Origin of the sequence: Mycobacterium terramassiliense (assembly GCF_900157385.1) — a bacterium.
GTDB lineage: Bacteria > Actinomycetota > Actinomycetes > Mycobacteriales > Mycobacteriaceae > Mycobacterium > Mycobacterium terramassiliense.
In genome coordinates this window covers 734,946-747,363 of sequence record NZ_LT717699.1, presented here as the reverse complement: position 1 = coordinate 747,363, position 12,418 = coordinate 734,946, and the positions used below count along the sequence as shown (strand labels likewise).

8 protein-coding genes and 1 pseudogene are annotated in these 12,418 nt (G+C 64.3%); 2 read left to right on the top strand and 7 right to left on the bottom strand.

Annotated features, from left to right (window positions below):
- Positions 1–21 precede the first annotated feature (21 nt).
- Positions 22–1,011 (bottom strand): Gfo/Idh/MocA family protein, encoded by a 990-nt coding sequence (locus MTAB308_RS07705; protein WP_108637222.1) that lies wholly within the window; start codon positions 1,009–1,011, stop codon positions 22–24.
- Between the two features lie 265 nt (positions 1,012–1,276).
- Between MTAB308_RS07705 and MTAB308_RS07700 the strand changes: the two genes are divergently transcribed.
- Positions 1,277–2,524, top strand: coding sequence for a glycosyltransferase family 4 protein (locus MTAB308_RS07700; protein ID WP_157900918.1), 1,248 nt, complete (start codon positions 1,277–1,279; stop codon positions 2,522–2,524).
- Between the two features lie 65 nt (positions 2,525–2,589).
- Here the strand turns inward: MTAB308_RS07700 and MTAB308_RS07695 are convergent, their stop codons facing one another.
- The 6 genes and pseudogenes from MTAB308_RS07695 to MTAB308_RS30265 all read right to left on the bottom strand — a co-directional run bounded on the left by MTAB308_RS07695 (position 2,590) and on the right by MTAB308_RS30265 (position 10,393).
- Positions 2,590–3,879: a glycosyltransferase gene (locus MTAB308_RS07695; RefSeq protein WP_077098869.1), complete on the bottom strand. Its 1,290-nt coding sequence runs from the start codon at positions 3,877–3,879 to the stop codon at positions 2,590–2,592.
- Positions 3,880–5,641: 1,762 nt separating this feature from the next.
- A pseudogene (locus tag MTAB308_RS29705) lies at positions 5,642–6,880 on the bottom strand (glycosyltransferase); the annotation flags it as partial.
- A 56-nt stretch (positions 6,881–6,936) separates the two neighbouring features.
- Positions 6,937–7,695 carry an ABC transporter permease gene (locus MTAB308_RS29700; protein WP_077098867.1) on the bottom strand — a complete coding sequence of 253 codons (759 nt, stop codon included), beginning with the start codon at positions 7,693–7,695 and terminating at the stop codon, positions 6,937–6,939.
- A gap of 29 nt (positions 7,696–7,724) precedes the next feature.
- Positions 7,725–8,486, bottom strand: coding sequence for an ABC transporter permease (locus tag MTAB308_RS29695; protein ID WP_077098866.1), 762 nt, complete (start codon positions 8,484–8,486; stop codon positions 7,725–7,727).
- Positions 8,483–9,412, bottom strand: a complete 930-nt coding sequence (locus MTAB308_RS07680) for an ATP-binding cassette domain-containing protein (protein WP_077098865.1) — start codon at positions 9,410–9,412, stop codon at positions 8,483–8,485. The genes MTAB308_RS29695 and MTAB308_RS07680 overlap by 4 nt, the downstream gene beginning before the upstream one ends.
- 279 nt (positions 9,413–9,691) lie before the next feature.
- A complete protein-coding gene (locus MTAB308_RS30265) occupies positions 9,692–10,393 on the bottom strand; it encodes a PE family protein (RefSeq protein ID WP_077098864.1) in 702 nt (233 codons plus the stop codon).
- A gap of 355 nt (positions 10,394–10,748) precedes the next feature.
- On the opposite strand from MTAB308_RS30265, the gene MTAB308_RS07670 reads away from it, so the two are divergent.
- Complete coding sequence (locus tag MTAB308_RS07670) at positions 10,749–12,398, top strand: GMC oxidoreductase (RefSeq protein WP_077098863.1); 1,650 nt, start codon at positions 10,749–10,751, stop codon at positions 12,396–12,398.
- Positions 12,399–12,418 lie beyond the last annotated feature (20 nt).

The following is a 12,418-nucleotide window of genomic DNA, read 5'->3' as shown; positions in this document are numbered from 1 at the left end:
GCCCGCGCGAACGGATGAGCGTCAGGCGGGCTTGCGGAGCGGCAGGCCCGCAGCGCGATAGATCGCATCGATGACGGTCATCGTCTCGAGCGCGTCTTCCGGACCGGTCTTCACCGGTTCTCCGCGCAGCACGGCCGCGGCGAAAGCGTCCAGCTGATACGCATAGGTGGGGCGGGTCCCGAAGTTCTCCACCCGCTTTCCGTCGGTTGATCGGACCGAGAACCGTTGGAAAGGGATCAACGGATTGAGCCGCAGTTCCCCGCGATCGCCCACCACCCTGGCCGTGAACCGCGGTGGGGCCGACGACCATATCGAGCAGCGCACGCGGCCGGTGTGCCCGCCCGCGAACCGCAACTCGGCCGTCATGGCCCGGTCGATCTCACGACCACGCAGCTTCGCGCGCGCCGAAACAACTTCCGGGGTCGAACCACCGAACGTGCGGACCATGTCCACGGCATAACATCCCAGATCCATGAGCGCGCCACCGCCGAGGGCGTAGTTGTAGCGGTTGGTGGAAAACTTGGGCATCCAGAAGCACCAGTTCGCCTCCAGCCGCTGCAACTTGCCCAACTCCCCCGAGGCGATTATTTCCTCGACGCGGGCAGCAAAAGGGTGATACCGGTAGTGAAATGCCTCCATCACCACCCGGTCCGCCTTGGCGGCCAATTCGGCAACCTCTCGGGCCTCGGCGGCATTGGCAGTCAACGGCTTTTCGCACAACACGTGCTTGCCCGCATCCAGCGCGGCCCGAGTCCACCTGCCGTGCAAGGCCGTTGGCAACGGGTTGTATACCGCGTCCAGATCCGGGTCGTCCAACAGCGCCTCGTAGCTGTCGTGTACTCGCGGAATACCATTTTTGGCGGCAAAAATTTCGGCATTGGAAACATCGCGTGCGGCCACCGCGGCGACCACGACCTCGTCGTTTTCCTTTGCCGGTTTGATGAGCGCCGCGGGTGCGATGCTCGCCGCTCCCAGGATGCCGATCCGCACTGGGCCGCTGCTTTCAGGCACGGATCGGATGCTAGCACCTAGTCTCAGCCTCACTCGGAGAGATCGCGCAATTGAATCGCCGTCACCATGCAACAGTCCATCGAGTAAACATTGCACTCCGCTTTGCAGGTCATCGGAAACGAATCGGCTCTGGACTTCGCACCCGGATCGAGCGACCGATCTCCGTTCCGCCTGTCACACCTATTCGACGCTCAGGTAAGAAGATCGAATGGGAATCGGTCCGATGCTTCGTGTGCCGGCACTTCTGTGGGCATACACTCTGGCAATGGTTGCTGCTGAACCCTTGCGCCGCGCGGGATCCCGGCTTCGGGCAATCAAAGCGTCACGCAAGAACAGCCCGGTTCCCCGGGCGTTGGTGGTCTCAAACGTAGCCGACTTGGGCGGCGGCGGTGCCCTCTCTTTTTGTGACTTCGTCCTGGCGCTGCAGAAAATGCAGCCCGACCTTGATCTTGTCGGCGTCTATCCGCGAAAGGGAAGCCTGGCGGAGGAGTGCGCCGGATACGGCATCGGGACCGAGATCACGTGGGTACCCTCGTGGGCTTACCTGGAACAGTGGCGAGAACGCATCAGCTCGCCACTGGCCGAGACGCTCGTCGGAGCGTTTCTCGTACCACTCGCTAACGTGGTGGCTGCCGCGCTTCTCATTCCAGGCATCTTGCGGGCACTCTTACTACTTCGTCGACTGCGGCCGAATATGGTGCTCAGCAACACGATGGTTATTCCTTCGCACGCGGTCGCTGCCAAGCTGCTCGGAATCCCGCACTACTGGATGGTCCACGAGTTCGGCAGAGACGACCATTGGTTTCGGTTCCTGTTGGGAGACCGTATGACAATCCGCCTGATTGGCCGGCTGTCCGAATCGGTGATCTGCAATTCGCGGGCGGTGGAAGGGGCTCTGCTCGCGCAAGATCCCAACATGAAGACGCGCGTCATCTACCCGGTCGTCGACACCGCGCTCGGCACGCCGCGCGAGCGGCACCCGGGCGAGCGCATGCGAGTTGTGCTCGTCGGTCATTTCTTTCAGTCCAAGGGGCAACACATTGCAGTCGAGGCCGTTGCCATCGCCCGCAAGGCCGGTGTCGAGCTCGAGTTGACCCTAGTCGGCCCGGGCGACCACGAACCGTTGCGAAAGCTTGCCCGAACTCTGGGCGTCGCCGACCTGGTGGACATCCACGGACCCACCCAGGACGTCGGACCCTACTGGGCCGCCGCCCATGTCGGCCTCATGTGCAGCGACTGCGAGGCTTTCGGCCGCGTCACCGTGGAAGCGATGAGGGCCGGATTGCCGGTGTGCGGGACTAACGCGGGCGGCACCCTGGAGATCATCGATCCAGGGGTCAACGGCCTGCTGAGCGCGGCCCGGGACGCGAAAGGGCTTGCGGCCAACCTGATGTTGCTCGAGTCGGACGAAGACCTGAGGCGTCGCCTCGCCGTTCGTGCGGTGGAAACCGCGCAGCGCTTCGAACGCGACCGTCACGACACCGAACTCGCCGGTGTCCTCGGCCTGCGTTGACGGCGGTGACAATGCCATCCACCATGGACGGAAAAGCGTTGGGGCAGAACGAAAATAGCGTTCACTCAGCCGCCCGACTTCACCGATCGGTCGAGATGCTGGCGACGGACGAAGTCTTCCAGGTGATCGGCAGCGGCAACGACGCTTTCGGCAGGTTTGGACATTCCGTTGGCGATATCGCGGGCGCGAGTGAGGTACTGTGGGGCCAGGATCGTGCGAAGTTCTGCGACTAGCGATTTCGGTGTCACGGACGAAAAACGCCGGGCGGAGCCAACCTTGAGTCGCTTGAGCTGAGCTCCCCAAAAAATCTGATCGGGCAACGTCCAGAGGATCAACGTCGGGACCCCCGCACGCAGGCCCGCGGCCAAGGTGCCCGCGCCGCCGTGGTGCACGACCGCGCGGCAGGCGGGAAAGGTCGTCGCGTAATTGACCGTGTTCACCACCTTCACGTGCTCGAAATCGGGGGCATTGCCGAAGTCACTCGACCCGGCGCAGACCAACGCCCGCTCACCCACCTCGGCGCAGGCCGCGGCGATGATGGCGAGCATGTCGGCCGGGGACGCGATAGGGATGGTGCCAAAGCCGAAAAAGATCGGCGCTGTCCCGGCGGCGATCCACGACGCAACCTCCTCGTCGGCATCGGTCGGCGACTCCATCGTCAGGGTGCCGACGAAGGGCCGCTGGCCACCGAATTTCGCCCACTCGGCGGCCAGCCCAGGAAACCACACCTCATCGTAAGCCTGGATTTGCAGTGAACCGCGTTCGGTGATCCGTCGCGACGGGGGGTGGGTGGCCTTCGGCAGTCCCAGTTCCCGGCGCTGCGCGTCGTCGGTCTTCTTCATCGCGCGCCAATTCATCCACTCGCCCATGAGCCATGCGCGGCGAATCAACGGCGCCGGCAGGAACGGCAGGAGCTGCCCGTTGGCCCGGATCGGGTAGTAATCCAGTGTGGCCAAAGGAATGTCGTAATACTCGGCGACGTTGGCGGCGGGCTGCTCGAAGGTCAGGCCGGTGAAAAGCAGGTCGGCCCCCTCCGCCAGCGGGGCGAGCGTCTTACCCATCTCCCGCCAGCATTGGTTGCTGATCTCCAGGTTCTCGCGCTGCAATCTGTTCTGCTCTTTGAGATTCCACGGAGTCCGGAAGCGACATGTCCAGTAGTTGCGCTGCGCGTCCAGCAGGGCCTGGGTGTCCAGCCCGTAGGCGACCGCCGTGAGCCCCGCCGCCTCGGTGAAGCCAACCAGGTTGGGTGAAACGGCCATCCGCACGTCGTGCCCTCGGCGCTGCAGTTCGCGACCGACAGCGACGGAGGGCTCGACGTCACCGCGGCTTCCATAACATGCGAGCACAAATTTCATCGCGGGCTTTAGCCTTTCAGTTGTCATGGGCACTCTCAGTTGTCATGGGCATCGGCAAAGCCAGAGGCATCGATCATTATTACCGGTCCTCCGATCAGCGACGGGGCGTTCGACCGTCGGTTTGGCTAATCGGTCGTCGTTGGTTGCTTGCCGCCGCGGCGTTCGTCGACACCGACCGGTCCCGAAAGCGCGGGCCTCCGCGACGCGCCCAAGCCATGTCACTCCTCCCGATGTGGCACGACGTCGGGATGCCGCCGCCGTGCGGCCACCGGATCGCCACGGTCGTCGCAGGCTCGGCCGTGCGATCGAAGTGGCGCCACATGCAGCAATTCAAGTGCCTTAATGGCCGGATCCCGATAGGCGAAACTGAGAAGGATGTATCAAACACAGCCACTGAGCTTGCACATCGCGTGACGTGTCGGACAGCTCGCGCTCTTTTGTTGAGCCGCAAGCGTGCCAGACAAGCGCCGTCCCGTCCTGAATGGCCGTGGACAAGCGCCCCCACGCCCCTCCCTATTCCGCGCCGCGGTTGTTCGATCAACATCACAGCACAACCCGCCTAAGGCAGGTGAAAATGCTGTGACTCCGGGAGCGATCAAGGAATCGACTAGGCGAGTCGAACGGAAAGAAGCGGTTTACTGACATTACCGACCAAGCGCTTGTGCGCGATCAGGAGTAGCCGAGCGAGTCACCGGCGTTTTGAGGTCAGGGCGTTGCGGTTCGACGATGCGGAGCCCTTCAATAACTGCCGCACGGCGGCCGAGAAGTTGCTCCGGAAATCGTCGCGAAAATCCCTGAACGCCACGGAGTCTTTTAATGTACGCAGCACGACGGAAGAGAAGGAGAAGTTGTTCCGGAAATCCTCGCGAAAATCCTCGAACGCCGTCTGGAAGACACGTTCGCTCGCCCGATATGACTCGAACACGCGATCTAACACAGACGCATCCCACGGCTCGTCGCGCGCGGCCGCGCCGAGCGCTTCATGGACTGAGGAAATCCAGTCCGTGCCAAACGGCTCTGCTACCGGGCCGTGGTGTCGCTGGTGGTGAAGATCGGATTTAAGGAACTCCCCGACTGCACCCTCATCCCCGGTTTCCAAATCGACCGAGACTGCGTCGGAAATCCGCTTCGTTTCCCGCCGCCAGTCTTCAAGGAGATTGGCGTACTCGACGAACACGCGCGGTACGCCGCGTGTGATGCGTTCGGCCAGCAGAGTGTATTTCAGCCACAAAGCGTTCGAGAGCTCCACCGAGATTCGACGCTTCGCCGCGAGCGACGCGATGGCCTCATGCGGGTGGCGCACCGCCAGCACGGCCACGATGTCGAATCCGGCCAGGCGCGCCGCCTCGAACCACATCTCGCCCAGCCAAGGTATACATAGGTCCTTGATGATCACGAGCGGCGCGGTCGGCAGCGTGTTGAGATACGCCCGCATCCTGGCTATGTAGCGGGCCTTCTCTGCGGCATCGAACGCACCTTCCTGCTGCAGGCGCAGCGACGGGTCGGCGTCGCTGCTGCCGTGGTCGCGCAGAATTGCACCGTGGAGGTATTGGGTTGCGCGCGGCTCCCAATAGCCGAGCGGGTTGTCCGAGTCGGCGTGCCCTAACTCGGCGGGAAGTACACCTCCGCACAGCGACAGAACCCGGGTGAGCGCGGACGTTCCCGACCGAGGCATGCCTAGTACGAACAGGATGACCGGACGAGCCGCGGTCCCAATCTGCTCGGCAGGGCCGGTCACAACCCCGGGCTCGATGCGGCGGAAACGCCCCGAGCGGACGAATTTTTCCAATTGGTCGGCGGCGTTGGCAACGCTTTCGGTCGGTTTCGTCATCCGCGTGGAGAGCTCCCGGGCCCGGGCGGCGTATTCCGGGGCAAGAATTTGGCGCAGGTCCGCGATCAGCGATTCCACCGTGGCGGTCGAAAAGGGCCGGGCGGCGCCCGCCTTGAGTCGGGTGATCTGAGTTCCCCAAAGGGCCTGATCGGACCACGTCCACAGGATCAATGTGGGAACCCCGGCGCGTAGGCCAATGGGCGTCGTGCTGGAGCCGCCCTGGTGAACGAGCGCGCGGCAGAGCGGAAAGATGGCTTCGAAACTCATCTCGCTCACCACCTGGACGTGCTCGAACTGCGGGACGTTGCTGAAGTCAGACGACGCGGCGCACACCAGCGCCCGTTCGCCCAACCGCTCGCACGCCGCGGCGATCATGGCGATCGTGTCGGCTGGAGATTCGACCGGCGTGCCACCAAACCCGAAGTAAATCGGCGGCGTCCCTCCGGCAATCCATGACACGACCGCGTCATCGGCCTCCGTCTCCAACGCCAGCGTCAGCGTGCCGACGAAGGGCCGCTGGCCATCGAATTTCGCCCATTCAGCGGCCAGCCCGGGAAAGCCCGCCTCGTCATAGGCCTGGATTTCCAGCGACCCGCGTTTGGTGATCCGCCACCCCGACGGAGTTGTCGCCTTCGGCAAGCCGAGTTCACGGCGCTGCTCATTGTCGATCTTCTTGAACATTCCCCGGTAATGTCGCCACTCGTTTAACGCGTTGGCGGAGCGCATCTGACGGTTGGCCCGTCTCGGGGTGACATGCACCGTGGCCAACGGAATCCCGTAATACTCCGCGATGTTCAGAGCGGATTCCTCGAGATGCTGATGGTTGACCAGCAGGTCGGCCCCCTCCACCAGGGGCAACAGCGTCGCGCTGGTCTGTCTCCAGGTCTGCGTAAGGAGCGCCTGAGCCTGGAACGACAGCCTGATCAGACGAGGGATGTTCAAAAGGATCCGAAAATCCTTGGCCGGCAACAGCTTGCGTTGGGTGTCATTGAAGGATTGGAAATCCGGTCCGAAAGGAACCGCCGCAAGCCCGGCCGCCTCGGCGAAACCAACCAGACCGGGAGTGACGGCGATGCGAACGTCGTGTCCTCGGCGCAGCAGCTCACGGCCGAGGGCGACACAGGGTTCGACATCGCCGCGAGTTCCATAACACGCCAGCACAACCTTCATCGCGAAGCAGCCTTTCGGTTGTCGTATGTGCCCTGCATGACGGCGGTTAGCGGAAATCAGTGCGGGGATTCTGCCGCCGCGCGGTAGCCACGGACGGCCAGCGGTCCGATCACTGCGGCCAGACCGACGGCCCACACCACAGTCAGCAAAAGCGGCCACCACGCGGGATCGCCTTGGGCAAGTGCCCGCATGGACTCGATCGTCGGCCACATCGGCTGCAGATGCATTTGCTGCCGCATCCACGCTGGCAGCGTTTGCAGGGGGACCACGCCCGAGCTGGAGAAGACCGAGCCGGTGGCCGGAACCGCCAGCCAGACGAGCACGGCACCGCTCTTGGCGCGCACGGCGATTGCTATCACTGCCATCGAGAAGGGGATAACCACCAGCACCGGCACCAGGATGAACGGGATCACGGTCAGCCAGCCGCCTTCGAACCGAAGCCCGAGCCCGACGCCGACCGCCGCGATCAACGCGGTACTCACCAGCGTGCGGGCGGCCTCGGCAAGCAGCCGACCGGTCAGGGCGCTGGCCCGGTGCACCGGGAACACCCACAGTCGCCCGATCAGGCCGCTGTCGCGCTCGAAGGAGAGCCCGCGGCTGGCCGCAATCGCCCCGAACATCGCACCGGCCACGGCACACATCGGCACCAGGCCGTAGAGACTGTCCGTGCCGGTGACCCTGAGTATCGACTTGCCTGCTAGCAGTTTGTAGGCGATCAGCAGAAACGTCGGGAACACCAGGGCCTGGATCAGCACCGCCGGCTCGCGCCACCACCGGGCGAACATCTGGTTTGCGAACACCAGACTTTCGCCCATCAGTGAGCTCCGCGGCGGTGTCGCCGCGCTCACTGCGGCCCCCTTTGTGTCCGCGCCGCGAGCGCACCGAAGACCACCAGCAGCCCAATACACCACGCCACACTGGCCGCCAAGTTGCTGACCACGACGTGGCCCGAGGCGAACCCACGCAGGGTTTGCGTCACCTGCGAAACGGGCTGGTGGCGCACGAAAGGGTGCAGCCAGCTGGGAAACGAGTCGACCGGCGCCATCCCGGTGGACAGCATGACCAGCAGCAATTGTGGAACCAGGAGCAACTGAGTGAGAGCTCCGCTGCTGGCGATCCCACCTCGCCAAGCTGCGGAAAGAACCCCGGCTGCATCGGCGGCGAGCGACAGCGCCAGCGTCAGCATGAGGACGAGGACGGCGAAAGCCGCGGCATATATGAACCCGCCAAACAATCGGAAGCCGAACATGTATCCGACAGCGATCGCGGCGAGCAGGCCGAGGGTGCCGCGGATGAGGCAGTACGACATGCGCGCCATCAGCGGTATCAACGTGGACATGGGGAGCGCGCGGAGCCGATCCGCGAAGTCGGTTCGCTCGTCTTGGGCGGCACGGTCAACGGTCGTCAGTGCGCCGAGGAAGATCACCTGGATGACGACAACCGGTAGGACGTACTGGGGATAGCTCATCCCACCGGTGTCGATCAAATTGCCCAGCATGAAGTTGAACACGACGAAGTTGGCGCCGGGCGACAGGACCGCAAATGGCAAATCGTCGCGCATTGCGTTGCGAACCATGCGCTCGGTGAGAGCCGCAAGCGCACTCACGTGGTGACGCTCTCCGTGAGGTGCAAGAACGCCTCGTCCAAGGACGGTTTGCGCAGCGCTATGTCGACCAGCTCGACGCCGAGCCGGTCCACCCGGCGAAACACCTCGCCGAGCGTCGCGACACCGTCGGGGGCGAGCACCGACACGGTGTTCGCCTCATAATCGGCTTCGGCACCGTCGAGCTCGGAGACCACGGCGAAGATCTTGGAGAGGTCGGCCGGGTTTACCGGACTCACCGTGCAATAGCCCGGCCCCACGCGCCGCTTGAGGTCTTCGGCGGTCCCGTTAGCGACGATGCGGCCGTTGCTCAGCAGGACGATCGAATCGCTGAGCACGTCGGCTTCTTCGAGGTACTGCGTCGTGAGCAGAATGGTGACGCCCTCCGCCGCCAGCGACGACACAAGGCCCCACACATTGCGGCGGCTGCGCGGGTCCAACCCGGTGGTCGGCTCGTCGAGGAAAATCACCTTCGGCGTAACCATCAGTCCGGCGGCGATATCGATGCGGCGCAACATTCCCCCGGAATAGGTCCGCACCTGCCGGTCGGCGGCGTGCGACATATCGAATTGATGAATCAAAGCGTCGGCTCGCAGCCGCGCCTGTTTGCGCCGCATGCCCCGCAGCCGGCCGAACAACACCATGTTCTCGCGGCCGGTGAGCTCGAAATCGAGCGCCGCGAACTGTCCGATGCTCCCAATGCTTGCCCGGACCTTCGCCGGTTCCTTGACGACGTCGCAACCAGCCACAACTGCTCGGCCGGAAGATGGCCGCAGCAACGTGGACAGGATCTTGATGGCTGTCGTCTTACCGGCGCCGTTATGACCGAGCAGAGCGCACACCGACCCCGTCGGAACGAAAAAGCTCACCTCGTGCAGGGCCTGTATCGTTCCGTCGAACGTCTTTGTCACGCCATCGAGCTCGATCACGAAGACAAACGATACCTGTTGCTAAACACGTGTTGAGCAGAAACCGACTCCTTCGGTTTCGCGCTGGCCTCCTGGGTTCACTTGCCCTTCGCCGCCCGCGGCGTTCTTTCCCCGACGCTGCCCCTCAACTCCCGCTCCGGGCGGTGGCAGCGCGGACCGGCCAACGGCTCAGGCTCGTTGGGGCACAACCTGATACGCCGCCTTCTCGACTGCGTTTGACACTATTCCCTGGGGCGGTGGTCACTGTGATTCGCAGAGTGACAGGGAGCCGCGCACAGGTTATGGAGATCGCGGAAAGCCTTGGGCTGGACCGCAACAATTCATCAGCACCTCGTGCCCGGCGGTAGTGGGGGTGGGGCGTCTCGGGTCATAGGTACGGCGGTAACGGCGGTAACGGCCAACGGCGCCGCCGTTCCCGCCTGGGGCGGTGGCGTTCCCGCCGGAACCGCCGTTGCCGCCTTGGCCCCATAGGCCGGCAAACCCGCCTCGCCCACCGGCGCCGCCGTTGGGTCCGTCAGCGCCGTTGCCACCGTTGCCACCGTTGCCGATAAGCCACCCGCCGTTGCCGCCGGCCTGGCCCGCGCCCCCGGGGGTTGTAGCGTTCGCGCCGTTGGCGCCGTTGCCGACCAGCGGACGCCCGGTAAGGGCCTGGACCTCCCCATTAATCGGGTCGAGCACGCTCTGCAACGGGTTCGCGTTGGCTGCTTCCGTTGCGGCGTACTGCGCCGCGCCGCCATGAATGGCGTTGATGAATTGCTGATGAAAAAGCGCCGCCTGCGCGCTGAGCGCCTGATGCTCCTGCGCGTAGGCGCCAAACAATTTCGAGATCGCCTGCGAGATTTCATCCTGCGCCGCGGGTACCAGCGATGTCGTCGCAGGCGCCGCCCCCGCGGCGGCGGAAACAATCGCCTCCCGAATACCGGCCAAGTCGGACGACGCCGCGGCTAACAGATCCGGCGTTGCGATCACATAGGGAGACATGTGTGGCTCCGATTGCAGGCGCGACGTGTCGTCAACGTCCCCGTGAGGACAGCGGCTTACACTACACCCGTCCAATAGTGTTCTCTACCAATTTGCCTTGATTGAATACTTCCGGGCCGCAATAAATTGAGCGGACGGGGAATCGGTCTGGTGATCAGCCATATCGGTCGCTCCAGCGGTGCAACCAGAGGCCCACCTCAGGACAATCGGCGAGGCGATCCGGGGCTGATCGACGTGCGGCGTTGTGCTCGACGGGGCGGGCAATTCACCCCATCTGTCCGTCGTACCGGATGTTACGATCCCGATTCGCCCGGGCCGGTCGCGCTTTGGGCCGATCCTGCACCAAGGAGTTCGATTGGCCGACGGCGAACTGAGTGCGCGCGACGCCGAACGCGTGGTGTGGGATGTGATCGTCGTGGGCACCGGCATGGGCGGCGGGATGCTGGGCTACTCGCTAGCCCGCTCGGGCCGGCGGGTCCTGTTCGTCGAAAAGGGACGCTCGACGCTGCCCGGAACACCGGGAACCATCCGCGCGGCCATGCCCGAACTGGCCGAACCGCTGGCAGCCCGCTCCGCAAAGACCTACTACGACGTCTTGGCCCGGGCCGGACGCAGCACCGACGAGATCGAAGACATCAGCGGGCGCTTCCCCAAGCGGTTCGTGCCGTACATCGGCAGCGGCACGGGCGGGTCCTCGGCTTTGTACGGCATGGTGTGCGAACGGTTCTTCGCCCAAGACTTCACTCCCCGGCAAAACTTCCGCGACCCCGGCGAGTCCACCGTGCCCGAAACCTGGCCCATCACCTACGACCAACTGAGCCCCTGGTACGCGGAAGCCGAAAAACTGCTCGGGGTGCGCGGCGCACCGGACCCCCTGCGACCCGAAGCCGCCCACGTCAAGCTGCCTCCGGCGCCGCCGTTTTCGACCGACAACCAGCCGCTGGTCAACCACCTGGCGCAGCGCGGTCTGCACCCGTACCACCTGCCAATGGCGTGCGATTACACCGACGGGTGTCCGACCTGCCAGGCCCACCTTTGTCCGCACTCGTGCAAGAACGACGCCGCCCGCAACGGCGTGCAGCCCGCCGTGGCCGAGCACGGCGCCCACCTGCTCGACGAATGCCGGGTCGTGCGTCTGGAAGCAGACCGCGCCCAGGTGCAGCGGGTGATCGCCCAACATCACTCCGACATGCTGGCCCTCAAAGCCAAGGTCGTGGTGCTGGCCGCCGGCGCTCTGGTGACCCCGATACTGCTCCTCAACTCCCGTTCGGGTGACTGGCCGCGCGGCCTGGCCAACGGCTCAGACCACGTGGGCCGCAACCTGATGCGGCATCTGATGGATTGGGTCGAGGTCTGGACAGAACCCGGCTGCAAGATCACGGCCGAGAACAAGGAAATCGGCCTCAACGACTTCTATTTCTGGGAGGGCCAGAAGTACGGCACGTTACAGTCGGCCGGCGCGATGGCCAATTTGGCCTCCATGGACATGTTCACCAACCAGCCCGGTTGGCAGTCGAAGGTGCTGCGCATGATGAGCCCGGCGGTGCGACCGATCTACGATCACTTCTTCAACGGTGGGCTGGTGCTGGCCCCGATGATGGAAGACCTGCCGTATCTGGACAACCGCGTCCTGCCCAGTGACCGACCCGGCGCGGACGACCGCCAACGGCTGCGGCTTCGCTATCGGTTACACCCCAATGAGATCGACCGCCGCGCGGTGTTTATCCGGCAGATAAAAGAGGTGTTGAAGCCATTCCGCACGCTCACCCTGCGGACCGGTGCGAACAACTCAACCCTGGGCCATGTCTGCGGCACGTGTCGCTTTGGCAGCGATCCCACAAACAGCGTCCTCGACCCACAAAACCGGGCCCATGAAGTCGACAACCTCTACGTCGTCGACGCCTCGTTCTTTCCCTCGAGCGCCGGTCTGAACCCCAGCTTGACCGTCGCGGCCAACGCCCTGCGGGTAGCCGAGCACGTCAACCGGGTGCATTTCCCCGCCTGACCGGTTGGGGTATCGAGAGT